This window comes from Streptomyces sp. NBC_00726, from assembly GCF_045161735.1.
Taxonomy (GTDB): Bacteria; Actinomycetota; Actinomycetes; order Streptomycetales; family Streptomycetaceae; genus Streptomyces.
The window spans coordinates 4715965-4740604 of the sequence record NZ_CP108983.1; the positions used below are offsets into that span (position 1 = coordinate 4715965).

Sequence of the window (24640 nt, forward strand, 5' to 3'; positions counted from 1 at the left end):
ATGCGGAAGATACTGATAGTCGGAGCCGGTCAGTCCGGGCTCCAGCTCGCCCTGGGACTTCAGTCCAAGGGATACGAAGTCACCCTGATGTCCAACCGCACCGCCGACGAGATCCGCTCCGGGCGGGTCATGTCCACGCAGTGCATGTTCCACACCGCGCTCCAGCACGAGCGGGACCTCCGGCTCAACTTCTGGGAGTCCCAGGCCCCCCGCATCGAGGGCCTCGGCGTCTCGGTCGCCGCCCCCGATTCCTCGCGGGCCGTCGACTGGGTCGGCAAGCTCGACGGATACGCCCAGTCCGTGGACCAGCGCGTCAAAATGGCCGGCTGGATGGACACCTTCGCCCAGCGCGGCGGCCAGCTCGTCATCCACGGCGCGGCCGTCTCCGACCTGGACTACTTCTCCCGCACCTACGACCTGGTGATGGTCGCCGCGGGCAAGGGCGAGCTGGTCTCGATGTTCGGCCGGGACGCCGCCCGTTCGCCGTTCGACGCGCCGCAGCGCGCGCTGGCCGTCGCCTACGTCCACGGCATGGGCCCGCGCCCGGAGCACCCCGACTTCGACGCGGTCCGCTGCAACCTGGTCCCGGGCGTCGGCGAGCTGTTCGTGATGCCGACCCTGACCACGTCCGGCCGCGCCGACATCCTGTTCTGGGAGGGCGTCCCGGGCGGGCCGCTCGACGCGTTCCAGGGCGTCAAGGACCCCTCCGAGCACCTGGCGAAGACCCTGGAGCTGATGGAGACCTTCACGCCCTGGGAGTACGCCCGCGCCACCAAGGTCGAGCTGACCGACGCCAACGGCACCCTCGCCGGCCGCTACGCCCCCACCGTCCGCAAGCCGGTCGGCCGGCTGCCCGGCGGCGGTCTGGTGCTCGGCGTCGCGGACGTCGTCGTCGCCAACGACCCGATCACCGGACAGGGTTCCAACTCGGCGTCCAAGTGCGCGGCCGCCTACCTCGACGCGATCGTGGAGCACGGCGACCGCGAGTTCGACGAGGCGTGGATGCGGGCCACGTTCGACCGGTACTGGGACACCGCCCAGCACGTCACCAAGTGGACCAACGCGATGCTCGGCGTCCCGCCGGAGCACGTGCTGAATCTGATCGGCGCCGCCGGACAGCTCCCGCCGGTCGCGGACCGCTTCGCCAACGGCTTCAACGACCCGGCGGACTTCGAGAACTTCTTCTTCGAGCCGGAGAAGGCCGACGCCTACCTCGCCTCGGTGGCGGGCCCGGCCGCCTGACCCGGCGCCCCTCCGGTCCCGGCCGTTACGAGGCCGGGGCCGAGGAGGAGCCGTACCCCTCGTCCGAACCGTCCGTCGCCCCGGCGGGCAGCTCCGGGCCCCGGTACGAGGCGAGCGGCGTGCCGGCCGGGTCGGGCCGGACCGCGCCGAGCACCGGATTGGACGCCACGGGCGACACCTTCACGCTGGCGCCGGGCCGGGGCGCCTGCACCACCAGGCCGTTGCCGATGTACAGCGCCACATGGGTCGCCTCCGGGAAGTACACCACCAGATCGCCGGGGCGCAGCGCGTTCATCGGGACCCTGGTCAGCTGCCGCCACTGCTCCTGCGAGGTGCGCGGGATGACGCGGCCGGCACTCGCCCACGCCTGCGAGGTGAGCCCGGAGCAGTCGAACGAACCGGGTCCCTCCGCGCCCCACACATACGGCTTGCCGATCTGCCGGACCGCGTACCCGACGGCCTCGCCGCCCTGGGCGGTCGGCGGCCGGGACGAGGACAGCGCGCCGGAGGCCACCAGGGCGCTCTGGGCCTGGTCCGTGTTCTTCCGCTCCAGCCCCGAGACATCGGCGAGCTGATCCGCGGAGAGCGAGGCGATCTTCGCCTCCACCTGTTTCAGCCGGGTGCGTACGGTGTCGCGGTCCTTCTTCTTCCGCGCGGCCAGGGTCCGCTGCTCGGCGAGCACCTTCCGGGACTCCTTCGCCAGCTCGCCGGCCCGTTTCTCGGCCGCGCCGAGCCGCTGCACGGCCGCCACCCGCCCGGCGGCGAGGCGCTGGATGACCTGTCCCTGGGTCAGGGCGGCCTCCGGGTCGCGCATCAGCAGCAGCCGCAGATACGCGGAGAGCTCGGACCGCCCCTGATACTGCTCGCGGGCCAGCTGCCCGGCCGCGTCACGCCCCCTGTCCAGCGAACGGCGCGCGGCGACGAGGGCCGCGTCGAGCTTCTTCGCCCGCGCGGTCCGCTTCTTCAGCTCGGCCGCCGTGCCGTTGTACGTCTCGGTGGCCGCTTCGGCCTGCTGGTAGAGCCGCTGCAACTCGGTCAGCAGCCCGGCGACGCTGTCACCCGGCGGGGGCGAGGGGGCGGCTACGGCGGTGGCCGGCGAGACCACGACGACGGCGGCCAGCGCCGCCGTACCGAGGGAACGCACCAGGGTGCCCGACGACACGACATCACCTCCGGAACCGGGGTGAATCGTGCGACTACCCCATGAGTGAGCGCAATTCGTCCATACGCTCACCCGTGCGACGGGGCGATGCAAGAAGCCACGGCCGTGGGGACCCCCTGCCGCCTTCCGGATTCGCCCGGAAGGCGGCGGCCCGTACGCCGGGCGGGTGCGGTGCGGTCAGGCGACCGGGAACGCGTACACCGTGCGGCCGCGCCGGACGACCGCCGTCTTGTCGTACGTCAGCACCTGGTAGCCGGCCTTGACGGGCTCGCCGTCCGGAGCCTGGTTGCCGATGTCCTGGAACTTCCAGAGGCGCTTGCCGTCGGAGGCCGCGAACGCGGTGACCTGGCCGGGGTCGGCCGCGAGCACCGTGCTGCCCGAGCCGCTGACGGAGATCACGGGAGCCTTGTGGCCCGCCGCCTCCGTGGACCGGTGCCACTTCGGCTTCCCGGTCTTGGGGTCGAGCGCCCCCACCTCCTGGTTGCGGTTCGTGGTGTAGAGCAGGTCGCCCGAGGGGAGGGACGTCCCGAAGACGGAGCCCCGGGTGCCCTTCAGCGTCCACTTCGCCTTGCCGGCGGGCGTCTCGAAGGCGCGCAGATCAGCGCCGTCCGCCGCGTAGATGGTGCCTTCCGCGTCGCCGGCCGCCGCTCCGTCGAGGGCGACGTTCCCGAACCTGCGGCTCCACTGCGCCTTGCCGGTCTTACGGTCGAAGCTGCGGAAGACGCCCTTCTTCTTGGCGGCCTTCAGGGCGGCCGGGGCGAGCGTCCGAGAGTCCTGCCGCACGACGATGGCGTCGGGCCGGATCGCGATCAGCCGGAAGACGGGCGCGATCGGGCCGCGGCCGCTGGGCACCGGGGTCCGCCACAGCTCCTTGCGCTGCACGATGTCGTACCCGAACAGGTACGACTTGACGACTTGCTGGTCCTTGCCGGGCTTCTGGCCCTTCTTCGGCTTCGGAGCCTTCACGGTGGTCCGGTGCGAGCCGGTGAACCAGATGGTCGCGCCCTCCGACCCGATCAGCGTGCGGATCGTCATGCCGGGCACGCCCTGGAAGCCGTCGGAGAACGGGACCCGATGGGCCGTCTTGCCGTCCTTGGCGGACAGCCACAGAAACTCCGTCGGCGTCGCGACGAAGCAGAACTCGTCGTCCGCGGCCAGCGCCGCCTGGCCCTTCGCGCCGTCCGCGTTCTGCCACAGCCGGCGGCCGGTCCGCAGGTCGACGGCTGTGGCCTGGCTGTCGTCGGTGAGGACCAGCAGGCGGTTCCTGCAGACCGCGGCGGTCCGGGGGAGCGGATCGGAGGCCGGGTGGTTGTAGACCCACTGGGGCTGCGGGGGGAGCCCTGCCACGCTGGGCCCGCCCGACGTCGGTGCCGGCTTCGGGTCCGGGCCCGGCTTGTCGTCGTCCTCGCCGGACGTCAGCGCGTACAGTGTCCCGCCGCCGACCAGCAGCCCGGCCACGCCGCCCACCGCCCCGAACAGCAGCCCGCGCCGGCTGGGCCCGGAGCGCCGCGGCTCGGCGGGCGGTGCGATGTTCGGGATGGGCGCGGGCGGCAGCGGTACGGGGGCGGGCTGAGGAGCCTGGTGCTGGTACGGGTGCTGGGGCTGGGCCTGCGGGTACCCGTACGCGGACGGGTCAGGCCAGGGAGCCTGCTGCCCGGGCTGGACGGGCGGGACAGGCTGCCCCGGCTGCCCGATCGCCCCGAGCTGCGTGGTGCGGGTGTCCGGGATGGCGGACGTGTCGGGGCCCGTGCTGCCACCGGCGACTGTCGGCTGCTGCCACTCGGGCACCGGCGTCGGCTCGTGCCGCGGCGGCACGGCGTCCTGTATGTCGGGCTCGGGCTCCGGCCGGGGCGCGGGCGCGACGGCGTCCCAGACATCCCCGTACGACTTCGGGGCATTCGAACCCCGGGCGCCCGAGGGGTTCTCGTCGGACACCGGATACTGATCGGACACGGGGTTCTCCACAGACGTGTTCTTTACGGGCACGGGCAGGTTCACGGGCGGGGCGGTGCTTACGGGCGTGGCGTCGGCGCCGGTCGGCGAGTCCGCCCCTCCCGCCAGCCGCCGGGCCCCGGACCCTTGTTCGGCCACCGCCGCCGCCAGCTCCTCCGGGAGCCAGCCGGACGCGGCCAGGGCGGCCGCTCCCTCCAGGGCGAGTTCGGCGGCCACCGTGCCCGCCGTGGGACGGTCGGCCGGGTCCTTCGCCAGGCAGCGAGCGATCAGGTCGCGCAACTCGTCGGGGACACCGCCGAGTTCCGGGGCGGCCTCGGCGATGCGGTCGGCGGCCTCGGCCGGAGGGCCATCCGCCAGCGGGGTCGTCCCGGTCGCGGCGTAGGCGAGCAGCAGGCCGAGCACGAAGAGGTCGGAGGCTGGGCCCGCCTCCTCGCCCGCGAGCTGTTCGGGGGTCAGATAGCCGAGCCGCACGGAGAGCCGGCCGCCCGGGCCCGCCGATGCCTCGGCCGCCGCGCCCAGCGGGCCGAAGGCGGTGAGCCGGGGGCCGTCCTCGGCGAGCAGCACGGTCCCGGGCGCGAGGCCGTGCAGCACGGCGCCGGTGGCGTGGACGCGGGACAGGGTCTCGGCCAGGCCCGCGCCCAGTATCCGCACAGCACGCGCGGGCAGTGGTCCCGCGGCCTCTATGGCCTCGGCCAGGGTCAGCGCGGGGACGTACACCGCGGCGGTCCACGGCGCGTCGGACCCGTCCGTGCGGGTCTCCAGCGGCCCGTCGACCCAGCCCCCGGCGAGCCGGCCCGCAAGGCGCGCCTCCGCGTCGAAGCGGTGGCGGAAGGCGGGCGAGGCGGCGAGCCCGGGCCGGGCGGCGGTGACCACGACGAGCTCGGCGGGATCCGTACCGTATGCGAGGTACTGCGCCGCGGCGGCCGTCTCACGCAAGCGGGCCAGCACGGTGTACGAACCGAAGCGGCGTGGCTCGTCCTGACGCGGCGCCTCCATGGCGCATCCCCCCTTGTGACCGTCCCGTCCCGTCCCCAGGGACCAGACGTTCGATCCTAGTGGGGTGGTTCCTGCCGCCCACCGCCCGGCTTCGACCACGGCCACCGCGCCCGCTCGCGCCCCTCGGGGGCGTACTCGTAGATCCACCCCCGCTGGATGCCGAGCCGCTTCGTGTGACCCGCCGGGGTCCTGCGGTACGCGTACACCGCGGGCGGTCCGCCGGCCGCGTCCGGGACCGGGACCTCGTACCACTTGGGCGGGTGGCCGGTCGCGCCGGTCAGGACGGGCAGCACCCGGCCGTCCAGCGGGCCGCCGACGAAGGCGGTGTTCTCACTTCTCACCGGGTCAGTCTGACCGATCACTCCGGCGGCAGCAGATGCGCGGCCGCGCCGGTCAGCGGGGCCAGCCGGTCCGCCAGGCGTCCCGCCGGGCCCTCCACGGTCTCCAGGGGGAGCAGCGCGGCCACGGCGGCCGCGGTCCGTGGGTCCGAGGACGAGGTGACGGCCAGCAGGCCGATGAACTGGTCGACCAGCCAGTCCCGCAGCTCGGCGGCGTCCGGCCGCTTGCCCTCGTCCAGCCAGATCAGCGAGGCGGCCTCGACCGCGGCGATCCAGGTGCGCACCATCATGCTCATCCGGGGCGCGGGTTCGCTGTGCGCGTCCTGCCCCAGATGGCACAGGATCTGCTCGGCCGCCGCGCGCCGCACCTCGTCCACGATGGTGGTCGTCCGGGACGTCTCGGCGACGCTGCCGCCCCGCAGCAGTGCGCTGAAACCGGCGTCGTGCTCGTCCACGAAGGCCAGATAGCGGTCGAGGACGCGGGTCACCCGCTCGGTCGGCGGGCCCTCGGGCGGCTCGGTGAAGCACAGCTTCAGCTGCTCGGCGGCGGAACGGAGCGCCGCCTCGTACAACTGCTGCCGCCCGCCCGGGAAGTAGCGGTAGACCAGCGGGCGCGACACCCCTGCCACCGCCGCGACCTCGTCCAGCGAGACCTCGTCGGGGGACCGGTGCGCGAAGAGCGTGAGGGCCGCGCCGAGCAGCTGGGTGCGGCGCTCCTCGACGCTGAGTCTTCGGTACGCACGTCCGGTCGGCGCGGCGGCTGGGGTCATGGCCCCCAGACTAGGGCCTGTATTGAGTTGTGGCGCGGGAGAAGGAGCGGCGTTCGGTGCGTGCGATCACGGTGCGGTCGGGATGTCCTCGTAGCGGAGCTACTTGGGTATTTCGGCCGTGCCGTGAGCGTGCGTGCCGGGCGTCGCGACGCCGCGCCACAACTCAATACAGGCCCTAAGCGCACCCACCCTCACGCCAGCAGGCCCGAGCTCTTCCAGAGCCGGCGCCCCACCCCGTTCAGGACGCCGATGTCCTCGAAGAAGTCGGTCAGCCGCCGGGCGCCCGTCTGCATGACCTCCGCCCGGTGTCCGCTGGCCTTGACCTGGGCGACCGCCTCGTGGCGGTTCAGCCCGACGTTCTCGTACACCCGCGGGTTGATGAAGCAGACGGAGAAGACGCGGGCGGCCTGGCCACAGCTGACGCGGGCCAGTTCGCGTTCCCAGCGGGGCGCGGTCACCATCTGGCGGCGCAGCTCCTCGCGGGCGTAGCGGACGTGCCGCGCCTCCTCGATGACGTGGATGCGGGTCACTCCGCGTACCAGGGGCTGGACGCGCTCGTCGGGGAAGGTCAGCCGCTGCATCCAGTCGAGGATTTCCTCGCCGAGGAGCGTCCCGGCGAACGAACCCGGCGTCGTGGACACGCTCTTCAGGACGCGCGCCATGTTGTGGTAGCGGCGCGGCACGGTGTACGTGGGCCCGCCGCCCCAGGTGATCATGCGGCCGAACATCATCGAGTGCCGGCACTCGTCGGCGATCTCGGTGAGCGCGTAGCGGACGTGGTTGCTGGTCGGGGGCTTGTCGTAGACATGCCGTACGAGCAGCTGCATGAGGATGATCTCGAACCAGATGCCGAGCGAGGCGAGGGACGCGGCCTCGTGCCGGGCCAGCTCCTGCCGCTGGTCGTGCGACATCCGCCGCCACAGCGGGGTGTCGTACAGCGAGACCAGCTCCGGCGGCCAGAACCACTTGCCGTCCTCCGGCGGTGTGTCCCAGTCGAGCTCCTTGTCGGGGTCGAAGGAGTGCTTGGCGGACGCCTCCAGGAGCCGTTCGGCGATCTGCTCGCGGCCGCGCAGCGGGCCGAGTGCGTCGCGGAGCGTCTGGAGGTCGCTTTCGGTCACGGTCGTCATCGCGGATCCACCTCACCCATGGGTTACCGACGGTCACCCGCTATGAGACTGCTTGTCAGCAAGGCCGTCAATCCCTTGCGCGCGACTTGTTGACCGCGCGTCTACCAACGTGTGAACCTGCCAACTGAGCGGGGAGCCCGCCGACTTCCCGGCAGTCGCGAGGCTAAGGAGCCCGTCCGTGTCGACCCACGACCTCTACACCACCGCCCCCCAGGAACCGCTGTGGACCGTGCCCGCCACCGGCGCCGCCCGCTTCAGCTGGGACTACGACGACGGCCGTGAGCGCCTTCTCGCCCTGTACCAGAAGGGCAAGGACAAGCAGTGGGACGGCAACAAGCGCATCGACTGGAGCCTGGAGGTCGACCCCGCCGACCCGCTCGGCACCCCCGACGAGGCCCTGACCCTGTACGGCACCCCGCACTGGGCGCGGATGACCGAGAAGGACCGGGGCGAGCTGCGGCAGCACTACACCTCCTGGCAGTTCAGCCAGTTCCTGCACGGCGAGCAGGGCGCGATGATCTGCGCCGCCCGCATCGTGGAGGCCGTCCCCGACCTGGACGCCAAGTTCTACTCCGCGACCCAGGCGATGGACGAGGCCCGGCACGCGGAGATATACGGCCGCTTCCTGCACGAGAAGATCGGGATGCTCTACCCGGTCAACAGCAACCTCCAGGGCCTCCTCGGTGACACCCTGCGCGACTCCCGCTGGGACATGCCCTACCTCGGCATGCAGGTCCTCATCGAGGGCCTGGCCCTGGCCGCCTTCGGCATGATCCGCGACACCACGACCCGGCCGCTGCCCAAGCAGATCCTGGCGTACGTGATGCAGGACGAGGCCCGCCACGTGGCCTTCGGCCGGATGGCGCTGCGCGACTACTACCAGCAGCTCAGCGACGCGGAACGGCGCGAGCGCGAGGAGTTCGTCATCGAGGGCTGCTACCTGATGCGCGACCGGCTCAGCGGGGTCGAGGTCCTGGAGAACTTCGGCGTGGGCAAGCAGGAGGCGAAGGAGCTCTCGGAGCACTCCGAATACCTCCAGCTCTTCCGCAAGCTGCTGTTCAGCCGCATCGTCCCGTGCGTCAAGGACATCGGCCTGTGGGGCGAACGGCTCCAGAAGGCGTACGTCGACATGGGCGTCCTCGAACTCGGCGACTCCAGCCTCGACCTGCTCATGGCCCAGGACGAGGAGATAGCCGAACAGCTCGACAAGGACCGCTTCGAGGCGGAGGAGCGGGCGCGGGTGGCGGAGGTGTCCGAGGCGATCGCACAGGGCGGGGTGGAGGGGTGAGCCCGTGCGGGGGAGCGCACGGCGGGGCCCGCCCCGGAAAGCGGTGCGTACGCATGCCGTAGCTTGTGCGGCATGAGCATGCCCCCGCCGCCGCAGGACCCTTACGGTGCACCCCAGGGCCCCTACGGGCCGCCGCAGCCCCAGCCGAATCCGTACGCCCAGCAGCAGCCCTGGGGAGCCCCGCAGGGCGCCGGGCCCCAGCCCTGGGGAGCCCCGCCCGGCGGGCCCCAGCCGTGGGGGGCTCCGGTCGGCGGGCCCGGGTTCCCGCCGCCCCGGCGGACCCGGCCCGGGGTGATCGCGGCGGTCGTCGTCGGGGCGCTCCTGGTGGCCGGCGGCGTCGTCTTCGGCGTCGTACAGCTGGGGGACAAGGCCGACGACAAGCTGCCGGTGTCCGGCGGGTCCGGCGGGTTCCCGGCGGCCGAGTACAAGCTCACCGTGCCGAAGACGCTGCTGGAGGGCGACTACACCCTTCTGGCGGACACCTCGGCGACGGACGGCAAGGACATCGAGGACACGTACGACCCGACCATCCGCGACCCGAAGGCCGTGGTCACGCAGTACACGTCCAAGGACGGCGGGACGCTGATCGTCTCCGGGATGTGGGGCCGCATCAAGAAGCCCGAGTTCTCCCGCGACACGATCCTCAAGGGGGCCGCCGAGGCCGAGGGGATGACCGTGGCGGTGCCCGCCCGGGAGTTCACCCCCGCGGGCTACGGGATCACCGTCGCCTGCGAGGTCGTCCGCTCCGAGGACGGGGACATCACCAGCACCCTGCCCATGTGCGCCTGGGGCGACGACAACACCGCCTCCTTCGTCGCCGTCGTCACCCCCGAGACCGCGCTCCAGGACCCCGACGAGGTCGACCTCGCCGAGGCGGCCCGGCAGGCGGCCCAGGTCCGCAAGGAGATGCGCAAGCCGATCGGGGCGGGGACGGGGGTGGCCGGCTGACCGGCCGTCACTGCGAGACCTCGATGATGTTGCCGTCCTTGTCGAGGCTGTGCTCGTTCCAGTACGTCCACCACTTGTCGTCCACATGCTCCGGGACCTTGCCCTCGGGGTAGCGGGCGTACCCCTCGGGCGGCTCCTCGCCGTCCTTCACGCACGCGCTGCCCGTGCTGCCGACGTACAGCACCGGGTACTCGCCGCCGGAACACACCGCGTCCGCCGTCGAGCACGCGGACGTGAGCAGCGCGAACACCGCACCGCCGGCGGCGAGGGCGGCGGTGGTCCGCAGCGAACGGGGACGACTGGTCGTACGCATCGTGGCACTCCTCCAAAGAACGGTGGTCGCGGTCCAGGCTGCCTGCCCCGCCCTCCGGCCGCCCTGAGTACACGTACTCATCCACGAGGTCCGCGTACCCGTGCGAACGGCGCACCCGGCCCCCACAGCGCCCGCTCCACCGCCCCCGCCGCGCCCAGCAGTTCCGCGTCCCGCCCCCGGGCGGCGACCAGCTGGAGCCCCACCGGGCAGCCGTCCCCGGTGAACCCGGCGGGCACGCTCGCCGCCGGCTGCCCGCCCAGGTTGAACGCCCAGGTCAGCGCGGTCGAGAAGGTGTCGCCCGGGCCCTCGTGGCCATGCGGGCGGTTGGGCGTGACCGGGGTCAGCAGCAGCGGCGTCCGGGCGAAGAAGGCGTCCAGCCGGCGATCGTTCTCCGCCCGCACCTCCGCCTCCGGCGGCCGTACGTTCCCGTCCCGCACCGCCGCCTCCGAGGCCCGTACGCCCCCGCCTCGCACCGCGAACCACGCCGCCGCCGGGTCCAGCAGATCGCAGCCGCCCCCGACGAGCCGCACGGCCCCGGCCGCCTCCAGCTGCCGCACCGCGCCCCGCACCACCGCCGCCACCTCCGGCTCGGTCTCCGCGAAGCCCAGGTCCGGGCTGTAGGCGGCGGACAGCGGCAGCACCGGCGAAACACGCGCGTACCCGTCCAGGACACAGCGCAGATACGTCCCCGCCTCCGCCGCCGAGGCCGCCAGCACTCCGGCCGACGCGAGCCCCGACCGGTCCGGCGAGGGCAGCAGGCCGTTCGTCGTCTTCAGGCCGAACACCCCGCACCAGGCGGCCGGAATGCGCACCGACCCCGCCCCGTCACTCCCCGTCGCCAGCGGCACCAGCCCCGCCGCGACCGCCGCCGCCGAGCCCGCCGAGGAACCGCCCGGAGTCCGGTCCGGGCGCCAGGGGTTGGCCGTTCGGCCGTGCCGGCCGAGGCCCCACGTCTGCCAGTACGTTCCCGGGCCGGGCACGGAGGTCGAGCCGACCGGGACGCCGCCCGCCGCGATCAGCCGGCGCGCCGCGTACGAACGGAGGCCGGTGGGGCCCTTCACCGCGAAGGGGAGACCGGACAGCGGGAGCCGGGACGCGGCGGGCAGCCGGGCGAGCGCGTCCTCGGGCCAGACGTCGAGGAAGGCGCACAGGGCCGGGTCCTCGCGGTCGATCGAGGCCAGCACCTCGCGCAGTTCGCCGCGTATGTCCCCGGAAGCGGTCATGCGTTCAGTCTTCCAAAGCCGCCTCCATCACGGCACGGGCGATCGGGGCCGCGCTGCCGCCGCCGCTGATGTCGACGCGGTCGGCCTCGGCGTCCTCCACGACGACGGCGACCGCGACCGCCGGGCGGGCCGCGCCGTCCGCCTGCGCCCAGGAGATGAACCAGGCGTACGGCAGGTCGGAGTTGTCGACGCCGTGCTGGGCGGTGCCGGTCTTGCCGCCGACCGTCGCCCCGTCGATCGCCGCGTTCGAGCCCGTACCGTCCTGGACGACGTCGACCATCATCTGCCGCAGCCGCGTCGCCGTCATCGGGTTCATCGCCCGGTGGTACGACTTCGACCCCGTGGTGCGGACCGTGGCCCCGTCGTGCTTGGTCGTCCGCTCCACCAGGTGCGGGTACATCAGCTCCCCGCCGTTGGCGACGGCCGCCGCGACCATCGCCATCTGGAGCGGGGTCGCGGTGGTGTCGAACTGGCCGATCGAGGACTGCGCCAGCTGGTCGTCGCTCATCTCCGTGTCGAAGTTGCTCTTCGCCACCCCGGACGGGATCTTCAGCCCGGTGTCGTTGAAGCCGAACCGCTCGGCCGCCGCCACCATCCCGTCCAGCCCGACCCGCACCCCCAGGTGCGCCATCACGGTGTTGCAGGAGACCCGGATCGCGTCCGCGAGGGACGCCTTCTCGCAGCCGCGCGACTCGTTGGGCAGCACGGTCGAGGTGCCCGGCAGGACATACGGGGACGGGGTGTCGGTCTCCTCGTCCGGATCGGTGACGACCTCCGCGTCCAGCGCGGCCGCCGCCGTCACGATCTTGAACGTGGAGCCCGGCGGATAGGTCTGCCGGATCGCCCGGTCGAGCATGGGCCGGCTCTCCGCGTCGTTCAGCTCCCGCCAGGCGCCCGTGACGGCCGCGCCGGTCCCGGACAGCCGCCCGGGGTCGTACGAGGGCGTGGAGACCAGGGCCAGGATGCGCCCGGTCGACGGTTCGACGGCGGCGACCGCGCCCCGCCGGTTGCCGAGACCCTCGTACGCGGCACGCTGCATCGCGTCCCGGACCGTGGTCACGACGTCCCCGCCCGGCTGCTGCGTCCGGCTCACCTCGCCCCACAGGGGGAGCGGGGCGAGCAGCGGGTCGGTGCCGGCGAGGATGCCGTCCTCGGCGTTCTCGATGAGGGTGGTGCCGTACGTCTGCGAGGCGTATCCGGTCACCGGCGCGTACAGCGGCCCATAGCGGTAGGTCCGCTCGTACGCCAGCTGCTCGCCGGTGTCCTTGGAGCCGGTGACGGGCCGTCCGTCGACCAGGATGTTGCCGCGCGGCTGGTCGTAACGGGCGATGGTGTTACGCCGGTTGGCCGGGTTGTCGTCCAGTGCGTCGGCCTCGAAGACCTGGACCCGGGCGGCGTTGGCCAGCAGCGCCACGAGCAGCAGCAGACAGAACGCGGCGGCGTGCCGGATGTAGCGGATCACCGCTCGTCCTCCGCGGCCGGCGGCTCCGGGGGGCCCGCCGGGACCGACGCCACCACGCCGGGCTCCACCTCGTCCGGCGCCGGCCTGCGGGCGAGATCGCTGACCCGGATCAGCAGCGCCACGATGATCCAGTTGGTGACCACGGACGAACCGCCCTGCGCCAGGAACGGCATCGCCATCCCGGTCAGCGGGATCAGCCCCGTCACCCCGCCCGCGATCACGAAGACCTGGAGCGCCAGGATCGAGGCGAGGCCGATCGAGAGCAGCCGCCCGAACGCGTCGCGCAGCGCGAGCCCCGCCCGGAAACCCCGCGCCACCAGCAGCGCGTACAGCAGGAAGAGCGCGGTCAGCCCGGCGTACCCCAGCTCCTCGCCGGCCGTCGCCAGGATGAAGTCCGACTTGGCGGCGAACCCGATCAGGACGGAGTGCCCGAGCCCCAGCCCCGTACCGAGCATCCCGCCGGCCGCGAAGGCGAACAGCGACTGGGCCAGCTGGCCGGGACCGCGCCCGGCGTCGATCGAGGCGAACGGATCGAGCCAGTCCTGCACCCTGCTGTGCACATGCGGTTCGAACGAGCCGACGACGAACGCGCCGACCGCCGCGAGCAGCAGCCCCACCGCGATCCAGCCCCGGCGCCCGGTCGCCACGTACAGCAGGATCACGAACAGGCCGAAGAACAGCAGCGAGGTGCCCAGATCGCGTTCCAGGACCAGCACGCCGACGCTGAGCAGCCAGATCGCCACGATCGGGCCGAGCACCCGTCCGGTCGGCAGCTGGAACCTCCAGACCTTGCGGCCGGTGTACGCGAGCGCGTTGCTGTTCGCCGCGAGGTAGGCGGCGAAGAACACCGCGAGCAGGATCTTGGCGAACTCGCCGGGCTGGAAGGAGAAACCGCCGGCCCGGATCCAGATCTTCGCCCCGTTCACCGCCGGGAAGAAGATCGGCACGATCATCAGGACCAGCGCGGCGGCCACCGACACATACGCGTACCGCTGGAGCATCCGGTGGTCGCGCAGGAACACCACGACCGCGATGAAGAACGCGACGCCGATCGTGGACCAGATCAGCTGGGTCGTCGCCGCCCGGTCGCCCGAGGTCTCCAGATCGAGCCGGTAGATCAGCACCAGGCCGATCCCGTTGAGCAGGACGGCGATGGGCAGCAGCAGCGGATCGGCGTACGGGGCGCGGAGCCGTACCGCGAGATGCGCGAGCAGCGCCAGCAGCCCGAGCCCGCCGCCGTACCCCGCGACATCGGGCGGCACCGCGTCGTCGTGGGCGAGCCCGACCGCGGCGTAGCCGTAGACGGAGATCAGGACGGCCCCGATGAGGAGCGAGAGTTCCACGCCGCGCCGCCGGGGCAGGCGCAGCTCGGGCGGGGGTGCGTCCGCCGTGGATGCGGTCATGCCCCGCAACGTAGCAAGACCCGGGTGGTATGTCGGCTATGTCGCGGCGCGTACGGGCGGCTGCCCGCCCTCCGGGCCCAGGTACCGGGGCAGCGTCAGCCGGGCCACCGCGCCGCCGTCCGGCGCGTTCCCGAAGGTGAGCGCCGCACCCATCACCTCGGCCTGGCCGGCCGCGATGGTCAGCCCGAGGCCGTGCCCCTTGCCGCCGCCCTCGGTGCGGAAGCGCTGCGGGCCGTCCGCCGTCAGGTAGTCCGGGAAGCCGTCGCCGTGGTCCCGCACGGTCACCACGGGCCCGTCGACGGTGAGCACCACGGGCGGCCCGCCGTGCCGGTGGGCGTTGCTGATCAGGTTGCCCAGGACGCGTTCCAGGCGCCGCCGGTCCGTCTCGACGCGCACCGGCTCCCCGGTGACCTCGACCCGGGTGTCGGTGCCCCGCGCCACCCGGGCGGCGAGCGGGGGCAGTTCGTGGACGGCCAGGTCCACGTGCTCGGTGCGGGCGTCCAGGCGGGAGATCTCCAGCAGGTCCTCGGTCAGCGCGCGCAGCGCCCGGGCCCGGTCCCGCACCAGCTCGGACGGGCGGCCCGGCGGCAGCAGCTCGGCGGCGGCCGACAGACCGGTCAGCGGGGTCCGCAGCTCGTGCGCCACGTCCGCAGTGAACCGCTGCTCCGCCTGGAGCTTGCGCTGGAGCGTCGATGCCATGGTGTCCAGCGCCCCAGCGACGACGGCGACCTCGTCCTGCCGCCGCGACGGGTCCGCGGTGCGCGGGTCGCCGACCCGGGCGTCCAGGTCACCCGCCCCGATCCGCCGGGCCACCCGCGCGGTCTGGTGCAGCCGCCGGGTGACCCGGGTGACCGCGAAGGCGCCGGCCAGCAGCGTGGCGCCGATCGCCAGCACCGAGGAGCCGATGATCGCCCCGTCCAGGCCGTTGATGGTGCGGGCGCTCTGGCTGTAGTCGGTCCAGGCCGCCAGCGCGTGCCCGCCGTCCGCCGGGGCCGCCGCCCACATCGCGGGCCGCCCCCGCAGCCGGCCGACCATCGTCCCGCGCCGCCCGCCCGCCGCCAGCGCCCGCAACGGCCCCGGCAGCCCCGGCGGATCGACCCCGGAACGCGGCGGCAGCGCCTCGCCCGCCTCGTAGGCGCGCGACACCTCGGCCAGCCGGGCGAGGGACTTCTCGCGGGCGTGGCCGACGGTCTGGCGGGTGACCGCGGTGTGCACCAGGACACCGAGGAGCGCGGCGAGCACGCAGCACATCACGGTGATGAAGACGGCCGCCTTCCAGGTCAGCGTCGCCGTCCAGGCCGGAAGCCGCAGCCGTGACCGCAGCCGCAGCCGTGACCGCGACCGCCGCCGAGGCGCGTCCACCAGGCGGCTCACCGGCGCTCCGCCGGCACGGAGGCCGTGGGCCGGGGCGTGCGCGGCGCGGAGGGCCGTGGCACCGGAGTGCGCCGCCCACCGTCCCGGGTGCGCAGGATCTCGTCCTGCGCCGGCAGCATCGCGCGCTGCCGCCCGTCCCAGGACCAGGCCGTGCGGTATTCGTACCCGGTGATCGCCGACGGCGCCCGCATGATCAGGTCGCGCCCGGCCAGCTGGACGCTGATGACCGCGTCCGACGTGGACATGATCCGGGTCAGCCCGCCGGACTCCGGCATGTAGACCCGTACGGACAGCTGACGGCCCGGCATCCGGACCGCGAGGACCATCTCGTCCCGCCCGTCGCCCGTGAGGTCCCGGAAGTACGGCGGCAGCACCGGGCAGGTCCGGGGCACGGACTCGCAGGCTTCGACCAGCCGCACGGTCCGGGCCGGCAGCTCACCGCCCCCGCCGGCCCGCTCGGGCGGCACCTTCAGGCCCGCCCGCACCACCGCCACCGGGTCGAGCCCGCGCACATCGCCGCCGGTGACCCGGATGCCGGGGATGCGCGCGGTCTCGCCCTCGCCGTAGTCGTAGGGGGCCGCGGACGCCGGCGGGAGCGTCGGCCACAGCCGCACCGGGCCGTCCGCGGGCGCCGCCCGGCCGGCGCTCCGCAGCTCCCCGCCGGTGCCGCAGCCGGCCAGCAGCACGACGCCCAGGGTCGCCAGGGCGGGCAGCCGCAGACGCATGACTTCCTCCGTTCCCGGCGGCCGGACGGGCCGACCCCGCCGACCCTATGCGGAAGGAAGTCTCTAATGTGTATTTAGTGCCGGTTCGGCCCCGAGGCGCCCGGCGCGTACCCCTGCTGCGGCGCCTGGCCGTACGGATTGCCGCCCTGCGAGGCCACCTGCTGGGCCAGCAGCTGCTCGGCCTGCTCCTTCGGTATCCGCTGCTCGCCGCCGCAGAACGTGCACTGCGTGGCGTACGAGGTCGAGATCGGGAACAGCGGCACGAAGAACAGCGTGAACTTCGTGACCCGCTTGCGCAGCGTGTGCGCCGCCGGATTCCCGCACCAGCCGCAGACCAGCGTGAGGATCGCCAGCTGGTACAGATAGCCTCGCGTGCCGAAAATGATCATGTCGTTTCCTTCCCCGTGTTCCCCGGGAGCGCCCGCCGGCAGAACGCCAGCAGCTTTTCGTCGGTGTACGTGTCGTGGCTGCCGCAGTCGCCCTCCGGCGCGTTGTGACGGCGTACGGAGGTGAGTTCGGCGCGCAGCACACGTGCCGCGTCCGACCCTGCACCGGCGGGTCCCATCCGCGCCAGGCATTCCGCCACCCGGACCCGGACCCGGTGGTTCTGCCCCCAGGCGGCCAGCAGCACCGGGACGGAGTCCTCGGCACGACCGGAAACCTCCCACAGCGCGATCGCCGCGTCCACCCGCAGCCACACGTTCCCGTCGTACAGCAGCTCCCGCAGCCGGGGCGCGCCCGCCGCCGCCCGCCAGCCCAGGCGCCCCACCGCGCCCGCCGCCGCCCGCCGCGCCTCCCCGTCCCAGGTGCCCAGCCCCGCGATCAGCGCGGGCAGCACCGCGTCGGCGTCCCCCTCCACCGCCCACAGCGCCCCGGCCGCCTCCGCAGCCTCCACCGTGCCGGTCCGCCGCAGCAGGGCCCGCAGCTCCGGTACGGCGCAGCCGGCGGCGGGCCCGAAGGCGGCGAGGGCCCGCAGCGCCGCCGTACGCACCCGCTCGCCCCCGAAGTCCGGGGCCCCGCGCAGCACCCGCAGCACCTCCGGGGCCGCCCCGCCCGCCCGGAGCGCGGTGAGCGCGCCGAGCAGCGGGCCCACCCGCTCGTACGCCCGCTCGTCCAGCACCGCGTCGCCCAGCCGCTGCCGCAGCGCACCGGCCAGCGGCAGGGCCGCGTCGCCCAGGCGGGCGACCCCGGACGCCACCTCGGCTGGCACCAGGGGATGGCGGAGGGCCGCCGTCAGGGCGGGCAGGGCGCGCGGGTCGCCCAGCCGGGCCAGGGCCGTCGCCGCGCTGCCCAGCCGGGTCCGCCCGTCCGGCCAGGTCCGTACCCAGGCCCCGGGGTCCGCCGCGACCCGTTCCGCCAGCGCGTCGGCCGCCGGGGCGGCCAGCCCGGACAGCCCCTCCAGCAGCTGCGCGGCGGACTCGGCGAGCCTCGGTTCGGGCGCGGCCAGCTGCTCGCCCACCAGCCGCACCAGCTCCGCGTACGAGCCCCGCCGGCCGCCGATCAGCCGGTCGCTCATGCGGACGGCGTCCACCCGCTCCCAGGGGTCGGGGCTGCGCAACTGGTCGGCCAGGAGCGCGGTCCGCTCGGCGACCCGGTCGTTCAGCCCGGCGTGCAGGGTGCGCAGCAGATCGGCCGTCCAGGGCGCGGCCCGCCCCGCCGCCTCCTCGGCGGACAGCGCCCGCACCTGCCCCCGCAGGGTCAGCGGGACCGCCTCGGCGCCCTGATCCGGCGGCTCCACGGGGCGCGCCCGGGTGCCGCCGGGCCCCGCGGACGCGGTGCGCAGCTGCCGCAGCAGGCCCGTCACCACGGGCACCACATCGGCCGGCAGCGAGCACGGGGCGCAGCGCGCCAGCTGGGCCAGGGCCGCGAGCCGCAGCCCCGGCGGGCCGGCGTCGCCGGCGAGCCGGCCGAGCCATTCGGCGACCGGGCCGGCCAGCGGCCGGTGGCGCAGGGCGAGCCGCCCCGCCGCCTCGACCAGGGCGAGCCGCACCTCCTCGTCCCGCTCCGCCGCCAGCCGCGCCCGCAGCAGGGCCAGCACCCTGGCCGGCTCGTCGTGCAGGGCGGCCAGCGCGAGCGGGGCGCTCAGCCGTACGCCCTGGTCCTCGTCGGCCAGCAGCGCGAAGAAGACCCCGGCCCCGGCGGAGACGGCCGCCGCCGCCATCGCGTAGTTCGCGGCGCACTCCGCCTCGTCCTCGCCGATCTCCTCCTCGTCGTCCGAGCCCAGGTCGATGCCGCCGATGCTGGTCAGCAACTCGACTATGTCGCCCCGGTCCGGCACCCACGGATCGGCGACCAGCTCGAAGAGGAAGGGGATGCAGGCCAGCGTGCACGGATAGACGTCACCCTGGTGGTGCACCGCCCCGTACATCCCGTCCAGCGCCCGTTCCCGCTCCGCCGGATCGGCGGAGGCCAGCCCCCGTAACAGCGCCGGCACATCGTCCGCCGGCCCGTAGGCATGTCTCATCGAGGCCCAGTCGACCTCTTCGATCCCCGCGAACACGCCATCGCCTCCCCGCCGACGTCACACACGCAGTGTCTGCCGCAGAGTGTGCACCACCGCTCGGACGATCCGACCATCTCCGGCACGCATTTGCCCTGGAGCATGACAAGAATCGCGTGCTTACGGTATGGGCGGGGCGGGTGCGCGCGGTCAGACCGGAAGCGGCCGTCCCGCGTCCGGATCGCAGAGCGGGGCCAGCAGATCGCCGTGCCGGGCCAGCCGCGCCGCCATGCCGTCCGCCAGGAACACCAGATCGCCGGGGGAGCGGCAGCCCTCGATCTCCGCCCAGGTGACCGGCGCCGAGATGGCCGGCTCGGCGCGGGCCCGCAGGGTGTAGGGCGTGGCGGTGGTCTTCGCGGCGGCGTTCTGGCTGAAGTCGACGAAGACCTTGCCCGGCCGCAGCGCCTTCCGCATCCGGTGCACCGCCAGGTTCGCGAGCTCCTTCTCGGCGCGGACGGCGAGGCCCTTCGCGTACGCCGACACCGCCGCCGAGTCCGTGGGGACGATCGGGACCAGCAGATGCAGGCCCTTGGCGCCCGAGGTCTTCCCGTACGCCGTCAGGCCGTCCTCGGCCAGCCGCTCCCGCAGCCACAGCGCGACCCGGCAGCACTCGACCACCGTGGCGGGCGGCCCCGGGTCCAGGTCGAACACCAGCCGGTCGGCCACCGCGGGGGTTCCGGCCCGCCACTGCGGGGTGTGGAACTCCACCACCAGGTTGGCCGCCCACATCAGCGAGGCCAGATCCGCCACGACCACCTGCTCGGACGGCTCGCTCCCGTGGTGCGGCACCGGGGCCCGGCGTACCCAGGACGGAGTACCGGGCGGCGGGTTCTTGGTGAAGAACAGCTGGCCCTCCGGCCCGTCCGGATAGCGCAGGAAGGACACCGGCCGGTCCCGCAGATGCGCGAGCAGCGCCCCGGCCGCCGTGGCCGCGTAATAGTGCAGCACCTCGCCCTTCGTGGTGCCGGTGGCCGGATACAGCACCTTGTCCAGATTGCTCAGGGACAGCCGTCGCCCCTCCACCTCGGTGATCGGCGTCATACGATAAGAATCACACGCGAAACGCTGCTTTCTTCGTATAAGCGGATGCAAGGGGTGAACCGGTGAGATCCATCTGGAACGGCGCCATCTCCTTCGGGCTGGTCAGCATCCCGATCAAGCTGGTCAACGCCACCGAGAACCACTCGATCTCGTTCCGGCAGGTCCACGTCGAGGACGGCGGCCGCATCCGCTACCGCAAGGTGTGCGAGCTGGACGGGGAGGAGGTGACGCCCGCCGAGATCGGCAAGGCGTACGAGGACGCCGACGGCACCATGATCCCGATCACCGACGAGGATCTGAGCCGGCTGCCGCTGCCCACCGCGAAGACCATCGAGATCGTGGCCTTCGTCCCGGCCGACGCGATCGACCCGCTCCAGATGGACGCGGCCTACTACCTCTCGGCCAACGGGGTCCCGGCGGCGAAGCCGTACACCCTGCTGCGCGAGGCCCTGAAGCGGAGCCGGAAGGTGGCCCTCGCCAAGTACGCCCTGCGCGGGCGCGAGCGGCTCGGCATGCTCCGGGTCGTGGACGATGTGATCGCCATGCACGGGCTGCTCTGGCCGGACGAGATCCGGGCCCCCGAGGGCGTCGCCCCGGAGTCCGACGTGACCGTCCGGGACGCGGAGCTGGACCTCGCGGACGCCCTGATGGACACCCTCGGCGAGGTCGACATGGACTCGCTGCACGACGACTACCGGGAGGCGGTCGAGGAGCTGATCGCCGCGAAGGCGTCGGGCGAGGCGCCGGAGCCGGCCGAGCCGGGCGCGAAGGGCGGCGGCAAGGTCATCGATCTGCTCGCGGCCCTGGAGAGCAGCGTCAAGGCGGCGAAGGAGGCCCGGGGCGAGGAGGAGGACTCCGTGGCGGACGTCACGTCCCTGGCCGACCGCAAGTCGTCCGGCGCCGCCAAGAAGTCCGCCTCCGCCCCGAAGACCGGCGGCGGCAAGAAGTCCACGGCGAGCGGCACGGGCAAGCAGGCGGCCAAGAAGACGGCCACCAGGAGCACCGCGAAGAAGACGGCCGCCAAGAAGACGACGGCGAAGAAGACGGGCTCGAAGAGCACGGCGTCCCGCAAACGCGCCTCGGCCTGAGCCTCTGCGAATGAACGTGGGGCCGCCACCAGGATCGGTGGCGGCCCCACGCCTCGTCCCAGCGCCGGGCGGTCAGCGCCGGCGGTAGGAGTTCACATAACCGGCGGCCGGGGTGCCGACGCCCGTCACGTCGTCGTAGCCGCGCACGGCCGCCAGCGAGGCGTCCTTGCCCAGGCTGCGCACGGTGGTCCGCAGACCGTCCGCCGCGTCGAAGCCGTTGACGTAGTCGACCCGGACGACCGCCAGGTCACGGTGTGCGCCCAGCGGGTGGTCGGTCACGTCGTGGTACGCCTTCGAGTGGTACCGGGCGTAGATCGCCGGGTTGGCGAAACCGATCGGCCGCCCGTGCCGGGCCTGCTGCGCCAGCGCCTGGATGCCCGCGATGACCGGGGCCGCCAGCGAGGTGCCGCCGATGCGGTATTCGTCGTAGCCCAGCGAACCGTCGGGCAGGGTCTGGGTCTGCCCGACCAGGAAGCCGGTGTTCGGGTCCGCGACGGCCGCGATGTCCGGGGCCGTGCGCATCCGGGTCTTCCCGTTCGCCCGCGCCAGCGAGTCGGGCACGATCCCGCGCTGGTAGAACGGCTGCTTCACGGTGGAGCTGGTGCCGCCGCCCGCGCCGGAGGTGTACCCGCCGGGGAATCCGTCCCAGCTGCGGCCGTCCGCCGCCAGCGGGGCGTTCAGCGTGCCCCAGCCGGTCTCCCAGAGGTACTTGTCGTGCTTGCCGACCGAGAGCGCGGTGCCGCCGACCGAGGTCACCCAGGCCGAGTTGGACGGCACGTCGATCTGCTTGGTGCCGGTCGACGCGACGTTGTCGCCCGCGTCGCCGGAGGAGAAGTAGAAGCCGATGCCCTCGACCGCGCCCATCTTGAACACCTGGTCGTAGGCGAGCGCCAGGTCCGGGGTCTGGTTGGCCTCCACATCGCCCCAGGAGTTGGAGACGATGTCCGCGAGGCGGTGGTCGACCACCTTGTTCAGCGAGTCCAGCAGGTCGTCGTCGTAGCAGGAGGCGCCGCCCACGTACACGATGTCGGCGGCGGGCGCGACCGCGTGCACGGCCTCGACGTCCAGGGTCTCCTCGCCGTACCAGCCGGAGGCCCCGCACTCGTCGGTCTTCGTGTAGTCGTCCGGCAGCACCTGGCTCAACTGCCCCCGCTTGTACGGCGCGTCGCCGTGGCGCTTCGCGTACTCTGCGGCGTCCTTCGCGATGGTCGGCGAGGCATACGCGTCGGTGATGGCGACGGTCACCCCCTTGCCGGTGTAGCTCCCGGCCCCGTACGCGGCGCGCAGCTGCTTGCCGGTGTAGCCCTTGACGGCGTACGGCGCCTTCGACCCGTACGCCTTCGGCAGCGAGGAGGCCGTCTTCGACCCGAAGTACGAGGAGAACGGGCCGGAGTTGCGGAACACCGCGTCCGGCGGCGGCAGCACGTCGTCGTGGCGGGCGGTGTGCGGGGCGTTGTCCAGCCCGGACACGGCGAGCACGGCGTCACCGAGCGCGGCGGGCACCGAGGCGGTGGCGGCCGGGGCCCGGTAAGTACGCCCGCCCTTGCGGTAGTTACGCAGCTGGGTGGAGAACACCTTCTCGGCGGCGGCCACATCACCGGTGGCCGAGACGTAGTGCTCGTTCGCCCCGGTGACCGTCAGCCCGCCGTCCTCCAGCCACTGGGAGACCTGCTCGATCTGCTCCCGGCTCGCCCCGAACCGGGCCCGCGCCCGCGCGGGGCTCAGGAACTTCCCGTACGAGGACGAGTCCGGGTCCGACACGGCCGCGGCGTAGGCGGCCAGCCCCTTCGCGTCCCGGCCCGCCAGGTGCACCCGGACGGCCACCTTCGTGCTGTCGGACGCGGCCCCCTGGTCGGCCGAGGCGGTGGCCCAGGCCGGTTTGGTGCCCTGCAACGCGTTCCGGCCCCCGTGCCCGGCATCGGCACTGGCGTCGGGCATCCCGAGGGCGAGCGCCCCGGCGAGCAGCGGCAGTGTCACTGCCATGCTCAGCCCGGCGCGTCGTCCTGCGCGGCTGAATATCAAAACAACCCCCTGCGATATGGGTCTCGCGTACGGAGCATGTGCCGAATGAAGTGCACATGTAATGCGCCACTCTTGCGAGGAACGCTTCATGCAGGGGGCATGCGTTACCCAAGACTCGACCAAGTGCCGTGGGAACCGGGCCGGTTCACTTACCGCCGGGCGCCCGGCCCGGCCGCCCGGTAAGGTGCGGAGGGCCGCGACTGGCGCGCATCCCTCACGGGGTGCTCAGTGGAATCGACCACGAGGGAGCGGCACACCCCGGGCGTGCCCGGGGGCGTCATGCCGGAGAGCCGTCCGCCTGGGCATCCGGGTCCACGCCGCAGCCATGCGACCGACCCGGGAGGAACCCGTGACCGCGTCCGTACCCGCACAGCCCCGCCACCCCGCCCTGCTGGCCGCTGATCCGGAACTCGCCGCCCTGGTGGCAGCCGAGGAGCGGCTTCAGGCGGACACCCTGCGCCTGATCCCCAGCGAGAACTACGTCTCCGCCGCCGTGCTCGAAGCGTCCGGCACGGTGCTCCAGAACAAATACTCCGAGGGCTACCCCGGCAAGCGCTACTACGAGGGCCAGCAGGTCATCGACCAGGTCGAGACCCTGACCGCCGAGCGCGCCCGCGCCCTCTTCGGCATGGACCACGCCAACGTCCAGCCGTACTCCGGCTCACCCGCCAACCTCGCCGTCTACCTGGCCTTCCTCAAGCCCGGCGACACCGTGCTCGGCATGGCCCTGCCCATGGGCGGCCACCTCACGCACGGCTGGGGCGTCTCCGCCACCGGCACCTGGTTCAACGGCGTCCAGTACGGCGTACGCCGCGACACCGGCCGCGTAGACCTGGACGAGGTCCGCGACCTGGCCCTCGCCGAGCGGCCCAAGCTCATCTTCTGCGGCGGCACCGCCGTGCCCCGCACGATCGACTTCGCGGGCTTCGCGGAGATCGCCCGCGAGGTGGGCGCGGTCCTGGTCGCCGACATCGCGCACATCGCGGGCCTGGTCGCGGGCGGCGCCCACCCCTCGCCCGCGCCGCACGTGGACGTCGTCTCCACCACCACCCACAAGACCCTGCGCGGCCCGCGCGGCGCGATGCTCCTCAGCCGCGCCGAGCACGCCCGCGCCCTGGACCGCGCCGTCTTCCCCGGCCTCCAGGGCGGCCCGCACAATCAGACCACGGCGGCCATCGGCGTAGCCCTGAGCGAGGCGGCCACGCCTGCCTTCTGCTCCTACGCCCACGCGGTGGTGGCCAACGCCCGCGCGCTGGGCGAGGAGTTGGCGGCCCGGGGCTACGACCTGGTCTCGGGCGGCACGGACAACCACCTGCTGCTGGTGGACCTCACGGCCAAGGGCGTCCCGGGCAAGCCGGCGGCCAAGGCCCTGGACCGGGCGGGCATCGTCGCCAACTACAACGCGGTGCCGTACGACCCGCGCAAGCCGTTCGACCCCTCGGGCATCCGCCTCGGCACCCCGGCGCTCACGTCCCGGGGCATTCCCGTCTCGGAGATGGCCAGGATCGCGGACTGGATCGACCGCGTGATCACGGGTGACGAGGACACGATCGGGAAGGTCCGCGCCGAGGTGAAGGACCTGATGGACGCGTATCCGGCCCCGGGCCTGCCGGTGGGGTGAGCCGCCGCGTGCGACAGTGCCCCGCGCCGGAGGTGTCCGGCGCG

Annotated in this window: 20 protein-coding genes and 1 riboswitch; of the genes, 5 read left to right on the top strand and 15 right to left on the bottom strand. The window is 73.5% G+C overall.

Going from position 1 to position 24640, the window contains the following annotated elements:
- Positions 1 to 1242, top strand: coding sequence for a styrene monooxygenase/indole monooxygenase family protein (locus tag OG338_RS21270; protein WP_405938830.1), 1242 nt, complete (start codon positions 1 to 3; stop codon positions 1240 to 1242).
- A 25-nt stretch (positions 1243 to 1267) separates the two neighbouring features.
- On the opposite strand, the gene OG338_RS21275 is transcribed toward OG338_RS21270, so the two are convergent.
- From OG338_RS21275 to OG338_RS21295, 5 genes are all read right to left on the bottom strand, one after another.
- Complete coding sequence (locus OG338_RS21275) at positions 1268 to 2404, bottom strand: NlpC/P60 family protein (protein ID WP_405938831.1); 1137 nt, start codon at positions 2402 to 2404, stop codon at positions 1268 to 1270.
- A gap of 177 nt (positions 2405 to 2581) precedes the next feature.
- Positions 2582 to 5353, bottom strand: coding sequence for a PQQ-binding-like beta-propeller repeat protein (locus OG338_RS21280; RefSeq protein ID WP_405938832.1), 2772 nt, complete (start codon positions 5351 to 5353; stop codon positions 2582 to 2584).
- Between the two features lie 56 nt (positions 5354 to 5409).
- Positions 5410 to 5694 (bottom strand): hypothetical protein, encoded by a 285-nt coding sequence (locus tag OG338_RS21285; protein ID WP_405938833.1) that lies wholly within the window; start codon positions 5692 to 5694, stop codon positions 5410 to 5412.
- Positions 5695 to 5711: 17 nt separating this feature from the next.
- The gene (locus OG338_RS21290) at positions 5712 to 6461 is read right to left on the bottom strand and encodes a TetR/AcrR family transcriptional regulator (RefSeq protein WP_405938834.1); all 750 of its coding nucleotides are present in this window, start codon (positions 6459 to 6461) and stop codon (positions 5712 to 5714) included.
- 191 nt (positions 6462 to 6652) lie between these two features.
- Positions 6653 to 7588 carry a diiron oxygenase gene (locus OG338_RS21295; protein WP_405938835.1) on the bottom strand — a complete coding sequence of 312 codons (936 nt, stop codon included), beginning with the start codon at positions 7586 to 7588 and terminating at the stop codon, positions 6653 to 6655.
- A gap of 178 nt (positions 7589 to 7766) precedes the next feature.
- Here OG338_RS21295 and OG338_RS21300 point away from each other — a divergent pair, with 178 nt between their 5' ends.
- Together OG338_RS21300 and OG338_RS21305 are read left to right on the top strand one after the other, a co-directional pair.
- A complete protein-coding gene (locus tag OG338_RS21300; protein WP_405938836.1) occupies positions 7767 to 8876 on the top strand; it encodes a ferritin-like domain-containing protein in 1110 nt (369 codons plus the stop codon).
- Positions 8877 to 8948: 72 nt separating this feature from the next.
- Positions 8949 to 9824 carry a hypothetical protein gene (locus tag OG338_RS21305; RefSeq protein WP_405938837.1) on the top strand — a complete coding sequence of 292 codons (876 nt, stop codon included), beginning with the start codon at positions 8949 to 8951 and terminating at the stop codon, positions 9822 to 9824.
- Positions 9825 to 9831: 7 nt separating this feature from the next.
- Here OG338_RS21305 and OG338_RS21310 read toward each other — a convergent pair whose 3' ends face one another.
- The 9 genes from OG338_RS21310 to ligD form a co-directional block, all read right to left on the bottom strand.
- Complete coding sequence (locus OG338_RS21310) at positions 9832 to 10137, bottom strand: SCO0607 family lipoprotein (protein ID WP_405938838.1); 306 nt, start codon at positions 10135 to 10137, stop codon at positions 9832 to 9834.
- A gap of 77 nt (positions 10138 to 10214) precedes the next feature.
- A complete protein-coding gene (locus OG338_RS21315; protein WP_405938839.1) occupies positions 10215 to 11360 on the bottom strand; it encodes an amidase family protein in 1146 nt (381 codons plus the stop codon).
- 4 nt (positions 11361 to 11364) lie between these two features.
- Positions 11365 to 12822 carry a penicillin-binding transpeptidase domain-containing protein gene (locus OG338_RS21320; protein ID WP_405938840.1) on the bottom strand — a complete coding sequence of 486 codons (1458 nt, stop codon included), beginning with the start codon at positions 12820 to 12822 and terminating at the stop codon, positions 11365 to 11367.
- Complete coding sequence (locus OG338_RS21325; RefSeq protein ID WP_405938841.1) at positions 12819 to 14225, bottom strand: FtsW/RodA/SpoVE family cell cycle protein; 1407 nt, start codon at positions 14223 to 14225, stop codon at positions 12819 to 12821. The genes OG338_RS21320 and OG338_RS21325 overlap by 4 nt, the downstream gene beginning before the upstream one ends.
- 36 nt (positions 14226 to 14261) lie before the next feature.
- The gene (locus OG338_RS21330; RefSeq protein ID WP_405938842.1) at positions 14262 to 15599 is read right to left on the bottom strand and encodes an ATP-binding protein; all 1338 of its coding nucleotides are present in this window, start codon (positions 15597 to 15599) and stop codon (positions 14262 to 14264) included.
- Positions 15596 to 16324 carry a hypothetical protein gene (locus OG338_RS21335; RefSeq protein ID WP_405938843.1) on the bottom strand — a complete coding sequence of 243 codons (729 nt, stop codon included), beginning with the start codon at positions 16322 to 16324 and terminating at the stop codon, positions 15596 to 15598. Before OG338_RS21335 ends, OG338_RS21330 begins: the two co-directional genes overlap by 4 nt.
- Before the next feature lie 74 nt (positions 16325 to 16398).
- Positions 16399 to 16713 (bottom strand): zinc-ribbon domain-containing protein, encoded by a 315-nt coding sequence (locus OG338_RS21340; RefSeq protein WP_405938844.1) that lies wholly within the window; start codon positions 16711 to 16713, stop codon positions 16399 to 16401.
- A complete protein-coding gene (locus OG338_RS21345) occupies positions 16710 to 18824 on the bottom strand; it encodes a PBS lyase (protein ID WP_405938845.1) in 2115 nt (704 codons plus the stop codon). The genes OG338_RS21340 and OG338_RS21345 overlap by 4 nt, the downstream gene beginning before the upstream one ends.
- Before the next feature lie 150 nt (positions 18825 to 18974).
- Complete coding sequence (gene ligD, locus OG338_RS21350) at positions 18975 to 19865, bottom strand: non-homologous end-joining DNA ligase (RefSeq protein ID WP_405938846.1); 891 nt, start codon at positions 19863 to 19865, stop codon at positions 18975 to 18977.
- A gap of 62 nt (positions 19866 to 19927) precedes the next feature.
- Between ligD and OG338_RS21355 the strand changes: the two genes are divergently transcribed.
- Positions 19928 to 20953: a Ku protein gene (locus tag OG338_RS21355; RefSeq protein WP_405938847.1), complete on the top strand. Its 1026-nt coding sequence runs from the start codon at positions 19928 to 19930 to the stop codon at positions 20951 to 20953.
- A gap of 72 nt (positions 20954 to 21025) precedes the next feature.
- Here OG338_RS21355 and OG338_RS21360 read toward each other — a convergent pair whose 3' ends face one another.
- Positions 21026 to 22936, bottom strand: coding sequence for a protease pro-enzyme activation domain-containing protein (locus OG338_RS21360; protein WP_405938848.1), 1911 nt, complete (start codon positions 22934 to 22936; stop codon positions 21026 to 21028).
- Positions 22937 to 23161: 225 nt separating this feature from the next.
- Positions 23162 to 23286, top strand: a riboswitch (ZMP/ZTP riboswitch).
- A gap of 14 nt (positions 23287 to 23300) precedes the next feature.
- On the opposite strand from OG338_RS21360, the gene glyA reads away from it, so the two are divergent.
- Positions 23301 to 24596, top strand: coding sequence for a serine hydroxymethyltransferase (gene glyA, locus OG338_RS21365; RefSeq protein WP_405938849.1), 1296 nt, complete (start codon positions 23301 to 23303; stop codon positions 24594 to 24596).
- The last annotated feature ends 44 nt before the right edge of the window (positions 24597 to 24640 follow it).

Excerpts from the sequence above, each read along its gene's own strand:
- ligD (WP_405938846.1), bottom strand. The coding sequence starts at position 19,865 with ATGACGCCGATCACCGAGGTGGAGGGGCGACGGCTGTCCCTGAGCAAT.
- OG338_RS21325 (WP_405938841.1), bottom strand. The coding sequence starts at position 14,225 with ATGACCGCATCCACGGCGGACGCACCCCCGCCCGAGCTGCGCCTGCCC.
- OG338_RS21290 (WP_405938834.1), bottom strand. The coding sequence starts at position 6,461 with ATGACCCCAGCCGCCGCGCCGACCGGACGTGCGTACCGAAGACTCAGC.
- OG338_RS21280 (WP_405938832.1), bottom strand. The coding sequence starts at position 5,353 with ATGGAGGCGCCGCGTCAGGACGAGCCACGCCGCTTCGGTTCGTACACC.
- OG338_RS21305 (WP_405938837.1), top strand. The coding sequence starts at position 8,949 with ATGAGCATGCCCCCGCCGCCGCAGGACCCTTACGGTGCACCCCAGGGC.
- OG338_RS21295 (WP_405938835.1), bottom strand. The coding sequence starts at position 7,588 with ATGACGACCGTGACCGAAAGCGACCTCCAGACGCTCCGCGACGCACTC.
- OG338_RS21360 (WP_405938848.1), bottom strand. The coding sequence starts at position 22,936 with ATGGCAGTGACACTGCCGCTGCTCGCCGGGGCGCTCGCCCTCGGGATG.
- OG338_RS21315 (WP_405938839.1), bottom strand. The coding sequence starts at position 11,360 with ATGACCGCTTCCGGGGACATACGCGGCGAACTGCGCGAGGTGCTGGCC.
- OG338_RS21270 (WP_405938830.1), top strand. The coding sequence starts at position 1 with ATGCGGAAGATACTGATAGTCGGAGCCGGTCAGTCCGGGCTCCAGCTC.
- OG338_RS21335 (WP_405938843.1), bottom strand. The coding sequence starts at position 16,324 with ATGCGTCTGCGGCTGCCCGCCCTGGCGACCCTGGGCGTCGTGCTGCTG.
- OG338_RS21340 (WP_405938844.1), bottom strand. The coding sequence starts at position 16,713 with ATGATCATTTTCGGCACGCGAGGCTATCTGTACCAGCTGGCGATCCTC.
- OG338_RS21310 (WP_405938838.1), bottom strand. The coding sequence starts at position 10,137 with ATGCGTACGACCAGTCGTCCCCGTTCGCTGCGGACCACCGCCGCCCTC.
- glyA (WP_405938849.1), top strand. The coding sequence starts at position 23,301 with ATGCGACCGACCCGGGAGGAACCCGTGACCGCGTCCGTACCCGCACAG.